This window comes from Mycobacterium sp. UM_CSW (genome assembly GCF_000455205.1).
Taxonomy (GTDB): domain Bacteria; phylum Actinomycetota; class Actinomycetes; order Mycobacteriales; family Mycobacteriaceae; genus Mycobacterium.
The window spans coordinates 76,953-94,337 of the sequence record NZ_AUWQ01000038.1 but is presented as its reverse complement, the minus strand read 5'-3'; the positions used below and the strand labels follow the sequence as shown (position 1 = coordinate 94,337).

Annotated in this window: 16 protein-coding genes; 12 read left to right on the top strand and 4 right to left on the bottom strand. The window is 63.1% G+C overall.

Going from position 1 to position 17,385, the window contains the following annotated elements; genetic code table 11:
• The first annotated feature begins 4 nt into the window (after positions 1-4).
• Positions 5-1,678 (top strand): acyl-CoA ligase FadD12, encoded by a 1,674-nt coding sequence (gene fadD12, locus N415_RS15390; protein ID WP_068183295.1) that lies wholly within the window; start codon positions 5-7, stop codon positions 1,676-1,678.
• Between the two features lie 93 nt (positions 1,679-1,771).
• On the opposite strand, the gene N415_RS15385 is transcribed toward fadD12, so the two are convergent.
• Entirely contained in the window at positions 1,772-1,969 is a 198-nt protein-coding gene (locus N415_RS15385) for a ferredoxin (protein WP_068183414.1), read from the bottom strand.
• A 290-nt stretch (positions 1,970-2,259) separates the two neighbouring features.
• Positions 2,260-2,904, bottom strand: a complete 645-nt coding sequence (locus tag N415_RS15380) for a CAP domain-containing protein (RefSeq protein ID WP_068183291.1) — start codon at positions 2,902-2,904, stop codon at positions 2,260-2,262.
• A gap of 192 nt (positions 2,905-3,096) precedes the next feature.
• Between N415_RS15380 and N415_RS15375 the strand changes: the two genes are divergently transcribed.
• On the top strand, positions 3,097-3,396 hold the full coding sequence (locus N415_RS15375) for a DUF732 domain-containing protein (protein WP_239645564.1): 300 nt from the start codon (positions 3,097-3,099) through the stop codon (positions 3,394-3,396).
• A 103-nt stretch (positions 3,397-3,499) separates the two neighbouring features.
• Here the strand turns inward: N415_RS15375 and N415_RS15370 are convergent, their stop codons facing one another.
• Together N415_RS15370 and N415_RS15365 are read right to left on the bottom strand one after the other, a co-directional pair.
• The gene (locus N415_RS15370; RefSeq protein ID WP_081665287.1) at positions 3,500-3,862 is read right to left on the bottom strand and encodes a lipoprotein LpqH; all 363 of its coding nucleotides are present in this window, start codon (positions 3,860-3,862) and stop codon (positions 3,500-3,502) included.
• Positions 3,863-4,190: 328 nt separating this feature from the next.
• Positions 4,191-4,880, bottom strand: coding sequence for a TetR/AcrR family transcriptional regulator (locus N415_RS15365; protein WP_068183285.1), 690 nt, complete (start codon positions 4,878-4,880; stop codon positions 4,191-4,193).
• A gap of 1,361 nt (positions 4,881-6,241) precedes the next feature.
• On the opposite strand from N415_RS15365, the gene N415_RS15360 reads away from it, so the two are divergent.
• The 10 genes from N415_RS15360 to N415_RS15315 are packed head-to-tail and all read left to right on the top strand — an operon-like array spanning position 6,242 to position 17,354.
• The gene (locus N415_RS15360; protein WP_239645574.1) at positions 6,242-7,027 is read left to right on the top strand and encodes an ABC transporter permease; all 786 of its coding nucleotides are present in this window, start codon (positions 6,242-6,244) and stop codon (positions 7,025-7,027) included.
• A gap of 32 nt (positions 7,028-7,059) precedes the next feature.
• Positions 7,060-7,878, top strand: a complete 819-nt coding sequence (locus N415_RS15355) for an ABC transporter permease (RefSeq protein WP_239645573.1) — start codon at positions 7,060-7,062, stop codon at positions 7,876-7,878.
• Between the two features lie 5 nt (positions 7,879-7,883).
• Positions 7,884-9,365 carry an MCE family protein gene (locus N415_RS15350; protein WP_068183275.1) on the top strand — a complete coding sequence of 494 codons (1,482 nt, stop codon included), beginning with the start codon at positions 7,884-7,886 and terminating at the stop codon, positions 9,363-9,365.
• Positions 9,366-9,405: 40 nt separating this feature from the next.
• Complete coding sequence (locus N415_RS15345; protein ID WP_068183272.1) at positions 9,406-10,434, top strand: MCE family protein; 1,029 nt, start codon at positions 9,406-9,408, stop codon at positions 10,432-10,434.
• Positions 10,431-11,840: an MCE family protein gene (locus N415_RS15340; protein WP_068183409.1), complete on the top strand. Its 1,410-nt coding sequence runs from the start codon at positions 10,431-10,433 to the stop codon at positions 11,838-11,840. Before N415_RS15345 ends, N415_RS15340 begins: the two co-directional genes overlap by 4 nt.
• Positions 11,837-13,174 carry a virulence factor Mce family protein gene (locus tag N415_RS15335; RefSeq protein ID WP_152531410.1) on the top strand — a complete coding sequence of 446 codons (1,338 nt, stop codon included), beginning with the start codon at positions 11,837-11,839 and terminating at the stop codon, positions 13,172-13,174. Before N415_RS15340 ends, N415_RS15335 begins: the two co-directional genes overlap by 4 nt.
• Positions 13,175-13,197: 23 nt before the next feature.
• Positions 13,198-14,328 (top strand): MCE family protein, encoded by a 1,131-nt coding sequence (locus N415_RS15330; protein WP_068183266.1) that lies wholly within the window; start codon positions 13,198-13,200, stop codon positions 14,326-14,328.
• A gap of 7 nt (positions 14,329-14,335) precedes the next feature.
• On the top strand, positions 14,336-15,811 hold the full coding sequence (locus N415_RS15325; protein ID WP_068183406.1) for an MlaD family protein: 1,476 nt from the start codon (positions 14,336-14,338) through the stop codon (positions 15,809-15,811).
• Positions 15,775-16,503: an Mce protein gene (locus N415_RS15320; protein WP_068183263.1), complete on the top strand. Its 729-nt coding sequence runs from the start codon at positions 15,775-15,777 to the stop codon at positions 16,501-16,503. The genes N415_RS15325 and N415_RS15320 overlap by 37 nt, the downstream gene beginning before the upstream one ends.
• Positions 16,500-17,354, top strand: a complete 855-nt coding sequence (locus tag N415_RS15315; protein ID WP_343203460.1) for a hypothetical protein — start codon at positions 16,500-16,502, stop codon at positions 17,352-17,354. Before N415_RS15320 ends, N415_RS15315 begins: the two co-directional genes overlap by 4 nt.
• Positions 17,355-17,385: the final 31 nt, after the last annotated feature.

Sequence of the window (17,385 nt, the reverse complement as noted above, 5' to 3'; positions counted from 1 at the left end):
CTGGATGACCGGAATTAAAGATGCACGGGTTGCGATCGACCAGTTCCGGCAAGCCGTCGCCACGCTGCGTCGGTCCCGGCTGATTTCCGGGATGCGACCCGACAAATACCTCCGCATGGCAGCGGCCATCCGGCGCGAGGGCCGAACCAACACCATCGGGATCGCCCTCTCGGCGCGGCGCTGCCCGGACCGTCCCGCCTTGATCGATGAACGTGGCGTGCTCACCTATCGACAACTCGACGACCGGGCCAACGCACTGGCGGCCGCCCTGCAGCAGCTTCCCGGCGGTGCGCCCCGCTCAGTCGCGATATTGTGCCGCAACCATCGTGGGTTCGTCGATGGCCTGGCGGCAGCCGACAGGGTCGGCGCTCATGTCCTGTTGCTCAATACGTCATTCGCGGGACCCGCTCTTGCCGAGGTCGTGGAGCGCGAGCGCCCGAACGTCTTGATCTACGACGAGGAGTTCGCCGACCGCGTTGAGCGCGCCACGACGAACTCCGACATTGCGCGAGTGATCGCCTGGACCGACGCGCCAGGTGGCCCAGAGCTCAGTATCGACAAGCTGATCGCCGCGCACGCCGGACAACGTCCCTACCCCCCGCGACAAAAGGGCTCCCTGATTCTGCTGACTTCCGGCACCACCGGCACACCCAAGGGCGCCAAGCGCACCGGTGGGGGCGGGCTGGGCGAGCTTGTCGGCGTGTTGTCGGTCGTGCCGTGGCGCGCCGAGGAGCCAGTTGTGTTGGCAGCGCCGATGTTTCACGCCTGGGGCTACGGACAGTTGGTCTTGGGGGCGATGTTGTCGTGCACGATTGTGGTGCGCCGAAAGTTCGAGGCGGAAGAAACGATTGTGCTCGTGGATCGACATCAAGCCAGCGGGCTAAGCGTGGTGCCGGTAATGCTCGACCGCATCATGGAACTGCCAGAGGCGGTTCGAAGCCGATACAGTGGACGTTCATTACGATTCGTGACCGCTTCCGGGTCGCGGATGAACCCAGATGTCGTCATCCGATTCATGGATCAATTTGGTGATGTCGTCTACAACAACTACAACGCCACCGAGGTCGGCCTGATCACCGCCGCCACACCGGCCGACCTGCGGGCCGCGCCGGATACTGCAGGCAAGCCGATGCCCGGTGTCGACGTTCGCATCTGGGACGAGAACTATTCCGAGCTCGGCCCAAATCAGGTGGGCCAGATTTTCGCCCGCAGCGCGACGCAGTTCGACGGCTACACGTCGGGAACCACCAAGGACATGAACGACGGCTACATGGCTTCCGGCGATCTCGGCTATTTTGACCACGCCGGGCGTCTGTTTGTCGTGGGTCGCGATGACGAAATGATCGTGTCGGGTGGGGAGAACGTCTATCCGATCGAGGTGGAGAAGAGCCTGTTGGAACATCCTGATGTCGCCGAGGCCGCGGTCATGGGCGTTGACGATGAGCGATTCGGTCAACGTTTTTTGGCATTCGTGGTGCCGCGGCCGAGCAGCGCGCTCACCGCTGATCTGTTGAAGGAGCACGTGCGCCAAAACCTCGCCAATTACAAAGTGCCGCGCGACATTATGATAGTCCAGGAGCTGCCCCGAAGCAGCACGGGCAAGGTTTCGCGCAAGGAACTTTATGCGCTTGCAAGCGATTCCCAAGCTGACACCGTTGGCCAGAATAACGGTTCGTAGAGTATCTGCATGCAGATTCGGGCTGGGTCACCGTCGGCGATGCGACGCCAGGTGGACGAGCCTAAAACTGTAGCGACGCCGCGCGTTCAAAGCTCAGGTGTCAACTTCAAGAATCAGCGCTCGCTCAGGGCACGCCTCCACGCCTTCTCGCGTCGCCTGTTCGTCCTCCGGCCTTACTTCGCGCGGCTGCAGGTTCGAGTAGCCCGAGTCGTCGATCGGGAACAACTTGGGGTTCACCGCGTAGCACTGCGCATGTCCCATGCACTTGTTGTTGTCTACGTGAATTTTCACGTTCACCTCCAGGGCACTTGAGCGCCGTGCCGATCGTGGCAGCGACGACCATCTTCAAGCCGTCTCTAGCGGCCGCAACCCTGCCGAGTTCTCTCTCCGCAGGGGTCCCGACCGATTCCCGAGTCTATACCGTTATACAGATATCTAAATTGCCGGTACTTGCCGCGTCCCGGATTTCGAGATCGCTGGCCTCCTTGCCGCTGCGTTGAAACTAGCGTTCTGTCGACCACGCCGTCACCGCCTCACGGCAAGGTCCGTTGAGATAGCCTGTGGGTCTTAATTATTGGGGGTTATGCCGGCGGATTAGCGGGCGGCGGGTACACGCCCCTTAGGATCCACGGGAACCAGTTGAAGCCGAACTCGAGCTCGTCGCTGGCGTCATAGTCGGGGCTGGGATCGGGTGGGATGTTCTCGCCTTCGGTGTTGATCGGCTGCGCCGGCTTGCCGTAGACGGCTACCACAACGGTACGATCCGGATTGTTCAGTGACCAAACTCCCATTTGGCTGTTGGCGCAGTTGGACATGATGGCCAGATCATCGGGGTTGTAGTACCAGCGGTTGATCAAATCGATACCGCTGATTGCTATGGAATGATTGATGGCCACCGTTTCGGTCACCTGACCTTGGTAGCCGGCCGCGTTGGCCCGGTCTTGTGGGTTTGATCCGTCCGAGCCGATATCACCGTCCAGCGCGCGGTTGTTGAGCAGATCCTCGGCGTGCCGCTGCGCGGCGAGTTGCAGTTGCCGGTTTGGCCTGACGTCATTGGTGCAGCCTGCATGGTGCTGCACGGTGAAGACGTTGGCGAGGACCCCGTCGTTAAACCGTTTGTTGTTCGGTATGAGTGTGTTGTTGTCATTGTCGGCGTGCGCGGTGGGGGTGGCCAGCACGGTAGCGGCGGCTAACAGGGCGGGCAGAGGCAATCGCCGATAGCGCATGTAGCAACTCCTCGTCGTCTGCATCGTCGTCGCAGAACTCCCCAGATGAGCGCAGGCCCGCGTGCACATCGCGGTCTGAATTGATACTAGAAGTAAATCAGACAGATATATTACGCTTTGACCGCTATGACGCAAGGAAAACATCGGGCTCACCTCTGCATCGCTGCGTTCGTTGCCTCATTCGGGGTCGCGATGGCGACAGCCCCGGCCGCGGGTGCCGACGCGGTGGCCTATCTGCTCAATGTGACTGTTAGGCCCGGGTACAACTTCGCCAACGCCGACGCGGCCCTGGCCTACGGTCATGGAATCTGCGAGAAGATCGCCAAAGGCGACAGCTACGCCAGCATCGCGCGTGATGTCAAGGCCGACTTCCACACCTCCGACGAGTATCAGGCGACGTATCTGATGAGCCAGGCCGCCCAGGAGCTGTGCCCGAGTCTTATCTGGCAGCTGCGGAACTCGGCGTGGGGCTATCTTCCACCGCCGGGCTGATGCCTGCGTGCGCCGCGGCTACCCGCAGCACAAAATGGCACGGCCACCCGAAACATTGTGGCGCACGGCATGTCCCGCAGTTACGGCGCGGACTTGCTAGCCGTTAACAGGCGACCCGGATCGTGAACGTGCCGGTTGTCCTCTGGCTGGGGTCATCCTTGACGAACCCGTCGGCACTCCCACGGATCGTGTAGGTCTGATCGTTCATGGTTACGTCGGCCTTGTCGCCGAGGCCGGCCTGATAAGTGCCGGTGAAACCGCCCAAGTCGTTGATGCTGACGGAGTTGGCAGTCAGCGCGTCTTTGTTGGAAACGAATGCGGTTAGGCCTCCCGCCGGGTTGCCGGTAGTGATCGTCGTTAGCGATCCCAGCCGTACGCACTTGACCGAGTGGGTCTCGGGCAGAGGGCGATCATTGATCGTCACCTGTGCGGTTCCTCCGGGGAGTCTTCCCGACGCAGCCGGCATGGTGGGCGACGACGATGAGCACGCCGGGAGGCCTACCGCGATAACACCGGCCGCGGACGCGTAGATGAACGGCTTCAACACAAGCCCACCTCAGTTCGTTTCGTCAGCAATGTCGCAGACGTGGTGCCAAAAAACATGTAGCCACCGCCACTGCCTGCCGCCGACAACTCGTTCGACGAACCCCGGTGATGGCTAGGCGAGACAAGGTTATCCATACTTTGGCGATTTCGTCACCGGATGTGGCGGTCCGGTCCGCGAAGTAACGACAGCCTATCTGGGCGTGGCGGCGCTTTTGCAACAGGAGCGGCGAATCACCAGAGCACGAAACCTACGGTGCCCTAGTCGGTTTCGGCTTTATCCTCAACCGAGGAGAGAGAGTTGCCTGAGGGCTGTGCCCAGGATTCAACGAAGCTACAAGCAGGTTCCGCAGCACGCCCTCGTCACCACCGTCTTCAGGGTCGGCCGGTTCCGCGACGAGGCTGAAGCTAACCCGGACAATCCAGCGGGCCAGGGTGTGGGCCGGGAGATCACGGCGAATCTCGCCAGCAGTGGCGGCATCCTCAAGGCGCCGCACGAGCGCGTCAGCGAGCTTGGCGCGCCACAACTCAGAACCTTCGGCGGCGTGATAGGCGGCACCTAGGGCTTGGTGGTCGTCGACCAGTGATCTCATGATCGGTGAGCTGCGAGCGATTTCTTGGCCGCGCAGGCATGCCGCGACCAGCTGATCCAAGAAGGGTTCGTCGGTCTCCCAGCACCGTTCAACGCCTTGCACGGTGGCGCCGAGCACTCGTACGAAGGACGCCGCCAGCAGTGCGTCCTTGTTGGGGAAGTAGTAATACACCGTCGACCGGTGCACGCCGGCACGGTCCGCAACGTCGCTCATCCGCGTGCGTACCGGCCCTTTCTCGGCATAGCAAGCGTCCGCTGCGGACAGCAACCGTCCGCGCGCCTCGTCCTCGTCTGCCAGCGAGTCGGTACGCCACGATCGTGCACGGGCGGCCTTGCCCTGAGCGGTCACAAGAGCACACTACGGCGTGCTGCCCTACCGGTGAGGTAAGAAGGCCACGCTGGGCAGCGGCAAGAAAACCGGCTTTTCGCCATGCCGTGCCTGGCGCTTCCAGGCGCGAGTGTCGGCGGGACGGTGCCTGCCGCGGTAGCCCCGAACGATCTGAGTGCACGTCGTCTTGGCCCGACAGCTGTTGGCTAAGAGGTCGCGACCGTTGAGCAGCAACTTCAATCTGGTGCGGTTCGGGACCCGCCGAATGCTCCGGATTTTCTCAAACAGGCTTAATCCTATAAATAAATCAACCCAATAAATAGATAGATATTTTGATGGCGTTACCCACCGGCCGGCGTCTTTCGTTGCGGAGCGGTGGTTGACCGCGGTTGCATCAACAATGATCGGCGGATGGATGCCCGCGATGAGTTACCGGTGCAGATTTTGAAGGAGATATTGAGCTGGCGGACGTGTCGAGATCGATGATTGCGGATGCATCGCAGCCGCCTCCACCAATCCCCGTTCGCGCCGGGGCGTCGTGCATAACCGCAGGCCATAGCTCGTTTCGCGCGCCACGCGAGCCGCCTTCTCCGGGTTCTCCTGTCGCCCATGGGCGCTGGTCTCGCGACGTTCGGCAAGCCTTTTCGCCGCACAATCGCAACGTTTGGGCGGCAACGGGAAGCGTTTATCGGCGAAATATTATTTTCTCGCTTTTTCGTTCTTCAATCGCTATGACGCCTGATCTGAAGGATTGTTTAATTTCTTACAGATAAGTCCGCGCATGGGAAGCGAGTCAGTTGAGCGCAAGATATTAAATGATCGACAGTCCGCATAAATTTAGCACAGTAATATGCGGAATCTATCGCGCGCGGCAAATAAATTAGTCCTAGCGGCTACTCATCATCAGCTAAGACAAAAGCTTTCGTCCGCCCGCACGGGAGGGCCCGGCACCTCGAGTCGGCCCAGACCGTGGAACGTTGTCTAGACGGCTTTCACGTGCGGTAGCAGCTTCTTCGCCGGCGTTGACACAGCGGAGGATGGAGTCGACAGCCGGCCGCCGAGTGCGACATTTTGACTAAATTTGTCGGAACGCTCACAGCAAATCCGAGATTGTTTTACATACGTCGACTGATCCAGGAGTATCGCGAATAAATGGGGTGTATGTTGCCCTGTATGAAAGTCATGGTGTACCGTCCCGCTGTGCTGTCTGTCATGCCGTTGTAAAGGCGGTAAGGTTGTCTTTCCACTGGGGGAACATTGATCGGTCCAATGCCGATGGAGATTAGATACCGACGAGTGCGCTAATGGTTGTGAGAGACACGGCGAACATAGAGCCTTTGGCGGTGCCGGAGCCGGCGCCCGCCAGATCCCCTATGGCGGTGTTGGCGTCCCTCGGTGTGAAGCCCACCTGGGACATTCAAGCCAAGCCGCTGCGCGAGGTCGGCGCCTTCTTCGCGTTGTCGCTCGATATTTTCGTGCAGATGGTGCGGCCGCCCATCGCGTGGCGTGAGTTCATCCATCAGGCTTGGTTTGTCGCGCGGGTGTCGATATTTCCCGCGATCTTCTTGTCGATCCCGTTCAGCGCGCTGCCGATATTCATCATCAACGTGCTGTTGGTCGAGATCGGCGCCGCCGACGCATCCGGGACCGGCGCTGCACTAGCGAGCGTGGTGTTCATCGGGCCGATTGCGACGGTGCTGGTAGTCGCCGGTACCGGCGCCACCGCAATGTGCGCCGAGCTGGGCGCGCGCACCATCCGCGAAGAACTTGACGCCATGCGGGTGATGGGCATCAACCCGGTCCAACGACTTTTGGTGCCCAGGGTCCTGGCGCTCGGGCTCAACGGGCTGCTGCTGAACTCTGTCGTCACCATCGTCGGCTTGATCACCAGCTACTTGTTCTCGGTCTACTTCCAACACGTCAACCCCGGCGCGTTTGCGGCCAGTCTCACGCTGCTCGTCGGACTCACCGAAACGATCACGGCCTACGCAAAGGCGGCATTGTTCGGCCTCGTGGCCGGCCTCATCGCGTGTTACAAGGGCGTGACGGTGGGCGGCGGTCCGCAAGGCGTTGGCAATGCGGTGAACGAAACCGTGGTGTACACCTTCCTGGCACTGTTCATCATCAACGGGGTATTGCTCGCGATCACGACGAAGGCGACGATGTGACCGCCGCGCCAGCAGCACGACGGTTACCGCGGGTGACCGCCGGCGCGCGTACCTTGACCAACAGGTGGAACGAGCTCGGCAGCCAGACCGCGTTCTACGTCAAGGCCCTGGGCTCGGTGTGGCAAGCGATCGCCCGGTACAAGGTGGAGATGCTGCGCCTGATCGCCAGCATGAGTCTGGGTATCGGTGCGCTGGCCGTCATTGGCGGCACCGTCGTGATCGTCGTCATCTTGACGATGGCCACCGGTTCGTATGTCGCCATCCAGTTATTCCGATCCTTGTCCGATGTCGGGGTCCAGGCGTTGTGCGGCTTCGCATCCGCGTTCATCAACACGCGCCTTGCTTCGCCGCTGATCGCCGACATCGGCCTGGCGGCCACCGTGGGCGCCGGCGCCACCGCGCAGCTGGGCGCCATGCGGATCAACGAGGAGATCGACGCGCTCGAGGTGATGGGCATCCGCAGCGTTCCCTACCTGGTCTCCACCCGGGTGGTGGCGGGCGTGCTCGTCGCGATTCCGCTGTGGTGTATGTCGGCGTTGGCCGGATACTTTGCCACCCGGAGCCTCATCATCTTCGGCTACGGGCAGGCTCCCGGTGTCTATGAGCACTATTTCCACTCCTACTTGCAGCCACTGGACTTGATCTGGTCCTTGCTTCAAGTCATCGCGTCGGCAACAGCGGTCATGCTGGTGCACACCTACTACGGGTTCAATGCCTCGGGCGGGCCGGCCGGCGTCGGTGAGGCGGTCGGTCGTGCGGTGCGCGCCTCGCTGGTCGTCGCGATGGCGGTGACGCTGGCGGTGGCGCTCGCTGCCTATGGGGTGTCCGGCAACTTCCACCTGTCCGGGTAATGCCTATGAAAAAGAAGCGCCGCGAAGCCGGCCTCCACCCCGCGCTCTGGACCTTCGTTCTCTTCGGCGTCATCGTCGGATCGATTGTGCTGACCATTGCGCAGTTCAACAGGGACTTGAGGCCCTACGCCCGGGTGACCTTGATGTCGGATCGCTCGGGGCTGGTGATGGAACCCGGCGCGGCGGTGAAGTTGCGCGGCGTCCAGGTCGGCCGGGTGTCGTCGATCCAGCCAGGTGATCCGGTGAGGCTTCAGCTGGAGTTGTACCCAGAGCAGCTTAAGTACATCCCGGCCAACGTGGGCGCCAAAATCACCGCGACGACGGCCTTCGGCGCCAAGTATGTAGATCTGACCACCCCCGACCGCCCGACCGCGAAACGGCTCGCGGGAGGCGCGGTGGTCGAATCAAGCAACGTGACCGTCGAGGTGAACACGGTCTTTCAGAACCTCGTGGGCGTGCTGAACCAGGTCGACGTCCCCAAACTGAACGCTGTGCTCACCGCGGTGGCCGACGGGTTTCGCGGCAAGGGCGAGGCGATCGGCGAGGCGACTACCGACCTCAACCAGGTGCTGCTGGCGATCAATCCGCGCAGCGAGGCCATCCGGGCCGACTACCGTTCCCTGAAGGGATTCAGCGACACCTACAGCGCGGCCGCACACGACATCCTGACGACGCTGGACGCCGCCACCACGACCAGCACCGCGATCACGAAGAATGCCCAGGAACTTGACGCGCTGTTGCTGAACGTCAGCGGGCTGTCCCGCGCGGGCACCAACCTGATCGGCCCGAACAAGGACAACCTGGTGCACGGCATCAACCTGCTGGAGTCCACGACGCGGCTGCTGATGAAGTACAACCCAGAGCTCACTTGCACGCTGGTCGGCGGGAAGACCGCCGCCGACAGGTTCATGGGTCCGGCGGGCGGCGATAACGGATATTCGGTGATCCTGGACGCTGGTTTGCTGTTCGGGGAAGACGCGTACAAGTTCCCAGACAACCTGCCGATCAACGGCGCCAAGGGCGGTCCCGGCGGCCAGCCCGGTTGCGGATCGCTGCCCGACGTCGCCAAGAATTTCCCGCAGCGCTACCTCGTCACCAACACCGGGTGGGGCACCGGACTGGACATGCGGCCCAATCCCGGCATCGGCTTCCCGGGGTACGTCGACTACTTCCCCGTCACCCGGGGGACACCGCAACCGCCTAGCATTCGCCACCCTGGCGGCCCGGCGCCGGGCCCAGTCCAAGGAACGGATGGATACAACAGTCCGGCACCCTATGGGGCGCCGCGATACGCCCCCGATGGGACGCCGCTGTATCCCGGTCTACCGCCGGCGCCACCGGCGGGCAGGCCACGCGAACCCGGACCCCTGCCGGCGGGTTCGGAACCGTTCGTGCCGCCGGTGCGGTCTGGGCAGCAACAAACCTGCGGCCTCGTCAACAACGACTGCGCACCGCTGCCCCCGCCGCCTTGTAGCCCGGCGCCGTAACCACCGAGCGAGACACCAGCAGCGATAGAGGAAGGCAGACATGCGCGAGAATTTGGTGGGTGCCCTGTGGCGCCTTTCCATGTACTTGGTCGTGTGCCTGCTCGGCGCGTTTGCGCTAATCGCCGTCTTCGCCCAGTTGCGCTTCCAGGCAGAGAAGACCTACAAGGCCCAGTTTGCGAACGTGTCCGGGCTGCAGGACGGAAACTTCGTCCGCGTCGCCGGGGTCGAGGTCGGCAAGGTCAAAAGCATCACAGTCCAGCCCGACTCCACCGTGCTCGTCGAGTTCACCGCGGCCGACTCGGTGGTGCTCACCGAGGGCACCAGAGCCGCCATCCGCTTCGCGGATCTCATTGGCGGCAGGTATATGGCGCTCGAGGAGGGTGCTGGGGGAGTCAAGCGACTGTCTCCGGGCACGACCATCCCGCTGCCCCGGACCGAGCCGGCGCTGGACCTCGACGCGTTGATCGGCGGGTTCCGGCCGCTGTTCCGTGCGCTGGACCCTGACCAGGTCAACAAGCTGACCGGCCAACTTGTCGCGGCGTTCCAGGGGCAGGGCGGCACGATCGGCTCGTTTCTCACCCAAGCCGCGGCCCTGACCAACACCCTGGCCGACCGCGATCAACTGATCGGTCAGGTCATCACCAACCTGAATACCCTGCTCGGCTCACTGAGCGGGCAGAGCAAGCAGTTTGCCAAGGCGGTCGACTCGCTGGCCGAACTGGTACAAGGACTTAAAAACCGCAAAGAAGACATCAGCAACGGCGTGGCATACGCCAACGCGGCCGCCGGGTCGATCGCCGATCTCCTATCGCAGGCTCGTCCGCCGGTTAGGAAGGTGGTGCACGAGCTCGATCGAACTGCGGCAAACGTGCTGGCCGATCACGACTACTTTGACAACTTCCTCAACACCTGGCCCGACGCGACGCAAATACTCAACAGGCAGGGCATGTACGGAGACTTCTTCAGCTTCTATCTGTGCGACATCTTGATCAAGGTCAACGGCAAGGGCGGCCAGCCGGTGTACATCAAGCTGGCCGGCCAGGCCACAGGCAGGTGCACGCCGCGATGAAGACCTTTTCGGAACGAAACCCGTTGATCATTGGCGCCATCGGCATCGGCGTCACCCTCGCTTTCGTGTTGATCTCCATGAACTACGACAAGCTGCCGTTCTTCAGCAGGGGCAAGACCTATTCGGCGTACTTCGCCGAGGCTGGTGGCTTGGTACCAGGTGACCATGTTCAGGTATCGGGTTACCGGGTCGGGCAGGTGTCCAGCGTGGACCTGGACGGACCGCGGGTGCTGGTCAAGTTCAGCGTCGCCAATAACATCCACCTCGGTGACCGCACCGAGGCGGCAATAAAGCTGAGGAGCGTTCTGGGCACGAAACTCTTGGAGGTAACCCCCCGCGGCGATGGCCAGCTGGCCGGCCCGATACCTCTCGACCGAACCAGGCCGGCCTATCAACTGCCGGATGCGCTAGGTGATCTCTCGAATACCATCAGCGGGTTGGACACCCAACAGCTGTCCGACTCGCTGGCCGTGCTGTCCACTACCTTCGCCGACACACCGCCCGACTTGAAGCAAGCGGTGCAGGGCGTGGCGCGCTTCTCCCAGACGCTGAACGAGCGCGACGCGCAGCTGCGCAACCTGTTGAGTAGCGCCAACAAAGCGACAAAGGTGCTGTCCGACCGCAGCGACGAAGTGGTCAAACTTGTCGCCAACACCAACGCGCTACTGGTTCAACTGAGAAGCCAAAGCAACGCGCTGAGCCAGATCTTCGGCAACTTGTCCGCAGTGGCCCAGCAGATCAAGGGCTTCATCGCCGAGAACCGCAACACACTCAAGCCGGCGCTGGAGAAGCTCAACGGGGTACTGGCGATCCTGGACAACCGCAAGGAACGCGTCCAGAAGGCGATCCTCGGGCTCAGCAGATACGCCTTGGGGCTCGGTGAAGCGGTCAGCTCGGGACCCTTCTTCAAGGCCTATCTCGTCAACCTGCTGCCCGGGCAGTTCGTGCAGCCCTTCATCGACGCGGCCTTCTCCGACCTGGGCCTCGACCCCAATGTGCTGTTGCCCTCGCAGCGCACAGACCCGCAGCGTGGGCAGCCAGGCACGCCGCCACTGCCGATCCCGTTCCCGCGCACCGGCCAAGGCGGGGAACCGCGCATGACCATTCCGGATGCCATCACCGGCAACCCGGGCGACCACCCGTGCGGTGTGCCCGGCGTGGCTTTGCCCGGTCCTGGTTGCTATCCCTACCGGGAGCCGCCGCCGGCCCCGCCACCCGGTGGGCCGCCGCCAGGACCTCCCGCGCCGCCGGGTCCGGGCGAAGGACAGTCCATCCCGCCGGGTGGACCTGTCGAGCAGCCGGCGCCCGGGCAGATACCGCCAAACCAACCGCCCGTGCTGAACGGGCCCGGGCCTATCGGGCCGCCGCCGGGGCCGCCCGCGCCGGCTGGAGGTGGTGGGCAGTGAGGTCCCGTTACGGCAAGCTTGGCGTGGCCATCGCCTTGGCGGTCGTCCTAGTCGGCGGCATCGTCACGGTCGTTGGGTTGGCGACCGGCACCGGCCACACGCAAGTCGTCGGCTATTTTGCGGATAGCACCGGCCTGTACACCGGGGACGACGTCGTCATCCTCGGCGTGCGCGTCGGCAAGGTCGAGAAGATCGAAGCGCAACCCAGCCGCGTCAAGATCACCTTTTGGTACAACGACAAATACAAGGTGCCCGCCGACGCCAAAGCCGTGATCATCTCGCCGTCACTGGTGACACCGCGTGCCGTCCAGCTGACGCCCGCCTACACGGGCGGGCCGGCGATGGCCGATCACGCGATAATCCCGCAGGACCGCACTGCCGTTCCGGTCGAATACGACGACTTTCGCCGGCAGCTGGAAAAGCTGACTGAGACACTGCAGCCCACCAAGCCGGACGGAACCAGCACCTTGGGAGCGTTCGTCAACACCGCAGCCGCAAACCTGCGCGGCCAGGGGCCGGATATCCGTAACACGATTATCGAGCTGTCACAGGCGATTTCGGCGCTCGGCGACCACAGCGACGATCTATTCAGCACCTTCCAAAACCTGTCGATGCTGGTCTCCGCCCTGCACGACAGTAGCGACCTGCTGCGGCAACTGAACCAAAACCTGGCCGCGGTGACGGGTTTGCTGGCCAGTGACCCCGACGCGGTCGGCAACGCGGTCCGCAGCCTCAATGACGTGGCCGGCGACGTCCGAGACTTCGTCGCCGATAACCGCGAGACGCTGGGCACCACGTCGGACAAGCTGGCGTCGGTGACCACGGCTCTGAACCAGAGCCTCGATGACATCAAACAGGTTTTGCATGTCGGCCCGACCGCGTTCCAGAACTTCCTGAACATCTACAACCCCGCGCAGGGCGCGTTGACCGGCATCCTGGGCGTCAACCAATTCGCCAACACGATCCAGTTCCTGTGCTCCGCGGTAGAAGCCGCTGCCCGCAAAACCTCCAAGGAGTCGGCCAAGCTCTGCGTGCAGTACCTGGCGCCCATCATCAAAAACCGCCAGATCAACTTCCTTCCGTTGGGCGAAAACCTCTTCGTCGGAGCCACGGCGCGGCCGAACGAAATCACTTACAGCGAGGACTGGATGCGGCCCGACTATGTTCCCCCGCCACCGCCGGGAGCGCCCCCGCCGTCCGAGGCCGCACCGCCGCCGGAAGCCGGAACACCGCCACCCACGCCGGCCGCGCCACCGCCCGTCCAACCGGTGCAGACCCCCGATCCGGCCGCTGGCCTGCGCGGAATGATGGCGCCGCCCGGGGGTGGACAATGAGCCGATCACGACGCTGGTATCGCATGGGCGCGGGCCTGATGACGGTGCTTACGCTTGCGCTATCGGGCTGCGGCTTCCACGGGGCGAACTCGTTCAAGCTGCCGGGAACCAAGGGCGGCGGGCCCGGTTCGTACACCGTTAAAGCCGAGATGGCCGACATCCAAAACCTGCAACGAAACTCCCGTGTCCGGGTCAACGACGTCACCGTGGGCACCGTGACCGACATCGAACTGCAGGGCTGGCACGCGTTGGTCACGATGAGCATCGAAGGGGGTGTGGACCTCCCCGCCAATGCCACAGCCACAATCGGCCAGACCAGCCTCCTGGGCTCGGTGCACCTCGAATTGGCATCACCCGCCGGGGTTCCGCCCGCGGGCAAGCTCAAAAATGGGTCGTTGATTCCGCTGTCCTCGGCGGGCAGCTACCCGTCGACCGAACGCACGCTGGCGGCGCTTTCGCTGGTGCTCAACGGCGGTGGCCTAGGGCAGATCCAGGACATCACCAAAGCGCTGAGCACCGGATTCACCGGTCGCGAGCAGGACCTGAGAAGCCTGCTCCAACAGCTCGATAAGTTCGTCGGCTACCTCAACGACCAAAAAATCGACATCATCGCCGCGACGGAAAGCCTGAACAACCTGGCCGGTCAATTCGCCGACGAAAAACCGGTGATCGACAAGGCGCTGAAGATGATCCCGGACGCATTGACGGTGCTGAAGGACGATCGGGAGGATCTTGCCAACGCGCTGGGCGACCTCAGCAGATTCGGTGCGCTCGCCGCCGACTCGGTCAACAAGACCAAGCAAAGCCTCGTCGAGGAGCTGAAGGACCTCGGCCCGGTGCTGCAGTCAATGGGCGACGCCGGGCAGTCGTTGACCCGCTCGCTGGGCTTCTTCGGCACTTTCCCGTTTCCCAAGGACACGCTCAGCAAATGGCTGCGCGGTGACTACGCGAACCTGACCGGCATCTTCGACTTAACCCTGAGCCGGCTCGACTCGGGGTTGTTCACCGGCACCCGGTTTGAGTGCAACCTGACCGAGCTGGAGCTTCAGTGGGGCCGCACCATCGGCCAGTTGCCCAGCCCGTGCATGGCGGGAAGCCAATACAACCCTGGTAACCCGTTGGTTGTGCCCTACCACTTCAACCAGGGGCCGTGACGTCGTGCTGACCCGACTCCCCCGACGAATCAAAATCCAGCTGGCCGTTTTCGCAACGGTCAGTACCGCCGCGGCCGCCATCATGTTCTTCGCCTACATGCAGGTACCCACCTTTTTCTTCGGGATCGATCGGTATGAGGTCACGGTGAAACTGCCGCAGGCGGGTGGCCTGTACGCCGGCGGGAACGTCACCTACCGCGGGGTCGAAGTTGGCCGGGTGCAGGACGTGCGCCTGACCGATACCGGCGCCGAGGTGGTGCTGCAGATGAACTCGGGTATCCACGTCCCCGCCGATTCCGGCGCCCAAGTGCACAGTGTGTCGGCGGTCGGCGAACAGTACATCGAGCTGCTGCCGCGCAGCGCGACGGGGCCGTCACTGAAAGACGGCGACGTGATACCCGTCGACCGCACGTACGTCCCGCCGGACATCAATTCGCTGCTGACGGCCACCAACCGCGGACTCAACGCGATACCACGGGACAACCTGAAAACGGTGGTCGACGAATCGTATGTCGCAGTCGGCGGGCTCGGGCCGGAACTTTCCCGGCTGGTGAAAGGGACGACTGCGCTGTCGATCGACGCCCGAAAGAATCTGGATGCTCTGGTCAACCTGATCGACAACTCCAAAGCCCTGCTCGACAGCCAGACGGACTCATCGAACGCGATCCAGGCGTGGGCCTCCCACCTGGCGGCCATCACCTCACAGTTGCGTGACAACGACTCCTCGGTCGCGGGCCTGCTGCACAAGGGCGGCCCAGCCGCCGCCGAGGCTCGGCAGTTGTTCGACCGGCTGAACCCCACCTTGCCGATCGTGCTGGCCAACCTGGTCAGTGTCGGGCAGGTAGGAGTCACCTACCGCGACAATCTGGAATCCCTTTTGGTGGAGCTGCCGCAGGGCACCGCCGATATCCAGGCGATCGGCGTGGCCAACAAAGACACCAAGCAGCCCTACCACGCCCCATACCTGAGCTTCAAGCTGAACCTCAACTGGCCGCCGCCCTGCACGACGGGATTCCTGCCCGCCCAGCAACAGCGGGCGCCCAGCTACGAGGACTACCCCGATGTTCCCAAGGGTGACTTCTACTGCCGGGTGCCACAAGACTCGCAGCTCAACGTGCGCGGCGCGCACAATCTGCCGTGCGAGACCCGCCCCGGCAAGCGGGCACCGACCGTCAAGATGTGTGAGAGCGACGATACGTACGTTCCGTTGAACGAGGGCTGGAACTGGAAGGGTGACCCGAACGCAACCTATTCCGGCCAAGGTGTCCCGCAGTTGCGGCCCGGTGAAGAGCCACCGGGGCAGGCCCGGCCACCGTCGCCGCCCGGTCCGGAACCACCGCCGATAGCGGCCGTCCAGTACGACCCAGCCACGGGCATGTACGTGGGACCCGACGGGCGTATGTACACACAATCAGACCTGGCCGGTGGTGCCACAAAGGAGCAAACATGGCAAAGCATGCTGACGCCGCCCAAGACGAACTGACCGCAACAGACCGTCCGGCCACGTCCGCGGCGACGCCGGGGCGGAGCGGCGGCGATTCAACGCAATCGCCCAACGGGATCACCTCCAAAGACGACAACGCCGAGGCGGCACCCGCCTCGGACGAGTCCGATGCCGCCGACGACTACGACGCCGGCGCCGGTGAAGACGCCGACGATACTTCCGAAGACGCCGCGAAGGTCAGAAAGCGGGCCACGCCGGTGCGGCTGGCAGCGGCGTTGGGTTTGGTGACTGTCGTGGCCTTGGGCGCGGTGGCAGGGTGGTTCGGGTATAGGGGATATCAGGCACGTCACGCCCAACAGCAACGCGAGCTGTTGGTTCAGATCGGGCGGCAAGGCGCGCTGAACCTGACTACAATCGACTGGCACCACGCCGACGCTGACGTCCAGCGCATCATGGACTCCGCGACAGGCCAGTTCTACGACGACTTCTCCCAGCGATCAAAACCTTTCATTGATGTGGTCAAGAAGGCGCAGTCCACGTCGGTGGGGACAATCACCGAGGCGGGCCTCGAGTCGCAATCGGGCGAGGAAGCTCAAGTGCTCGTCGCAGTATCCGTCAAGACCTCGAACATTGGTGCGGTCGAACAAGATCCGCGGCATTGGCGAATGCGGATAACAGTGCAGAAGGTCGGCGCCGGCGCCAAAGTCTCCAACGTCGGATTCGTACCGTGAGCAGGCCGCTGTCCGGCAACCGCCGACACCGGGCTCTGCCAACCAGAAAAGGAACTAGCGCAGTGCGGCTTAAAAACGACCCTAAGACCCACACGGAGGCAATCGACGCCTCCGCGGAGACGGCTGAGCAGGTCGCGGACCAAACGAGCGAACCCCAGGCGATCTGTGATGTCGAGACCACCGCCAACACCGAAGACGGTTGCGAATCGGCCCAGGGCACCAGCGACGGTGACGCGGAAGACGTTGCCGAATCAGGCGACACGTCCTCCGATGATGCTGAACCCGAAGATACTGAAGCCGAAGATGTGAACGACGGTAAGTCACCGGGACTTAAACGGCTGGGCAGGCGGGTTAGCCGGATAAGCCGGATCAAATGGTCGCGGGTGCTCGTCTTTTGGATGCTGCCCGTCGCGGCGATGGTGATCGCTGCCGCCGCGGGCTACTTGAAGTGGCAAGACTGGTGGGTTCGGGATTCGGGAGTCGCCGACATCGAGTCGGTTGCGGCCGCAAAGGATTCCACCGTGGCTATACTCTCGTACCAGCCCGACAGCGTCGATAAAGACCTGGGCTCCGCGCGCGACCGGTTGACCGGCAAGTTCAAGGACTCCTACACACAGTTGGTCCACGACGTGGTGATGCCCGGCGCCAGGAAGGACCACATTTCGGCGATCGCCACAGTCCCCGCTGCGGCCTCGGTGTCGGCGACTCCGGACCACGCGGTCGTCTTGGTGTTCGTCAACCAGACCGTGACCGTTGGTAATAATGCGCCGACGGACACCGCGTCCACCGTTCGGGTGACGTTGGACAAGAGCGGCGGCCGTTGGCTCATTTCCTCATTCGACCCCGTCTAGCCGGAATAGCTCTGTGGCGCAAGCGAATATG

Excerpts from the sequence above, each read along its gene's own strand:
- fadD12 (WP_068183295.1), top strand. The coding sequence starts at position 5 with ATGACCGGAATTAAAGATGCACGGGTTGCGATCGACCAGTTCCGGCAA.
- N415_RS15380 (WP_068183291.1), bottom strand. The coding sequence starts at position 2,904 with ATGCGCTATCGGCGATTGCCTCTGCCCGCCCTGTTAGCCGCCGCTACC.
- N415_RS15375 (WP_239645564.1), top strand. The coding sequence starts at position 3,097 with ATGGCGACAGCCCCGGCCGCGGGTGCCGACGCGGTGGCCTATCTGCTC.
- N415_RS15370 (WP_081665287.1), bottom strand. The coding sequence starts at position 3,862 with ATGCCGGCTGCGTCGGGAAGACTCCCCGGAGGAACCGCACAGGTGACG.
- N415_RS15350 (WP_068183275.1), top strand. The coding sequence starts at position 7,884 with ATGAAAAAGAAGCGCCGCGAAGCCGGCCTCCACCCCGCGCTCTGGACC.
- N415_RS15345 (WP_068183272.1), top strand. The coding sequence starts at position 9,406 with ATGCGCGAGAATTTGGTGGGTGCCCTGTGGCGCCTTTCCATGTACTTG.
- N415_RS15340 (WP_068183409.1), top strand. The coding sequence starts at position 10,431 with ATGAAGACCTTTTCGGAACGAAACCCGTTGATCATTGGCGCCATCGGC.
- N415_RS15330 (WP_068183266.1), top strand. The coding sequence starts at position 13,198 with ATGGGCGCGGGCCTGATGACGGTGCTTACGCTTGCGCTATCGGGCTGC.
- N415_RS15320 (WP_068183263.1), top strand. The coding sequence starts at position 15,775 with ATGGCAAAGCATGCTGACGCCGCCCAAGACGAACTGACCGCAACAGAC.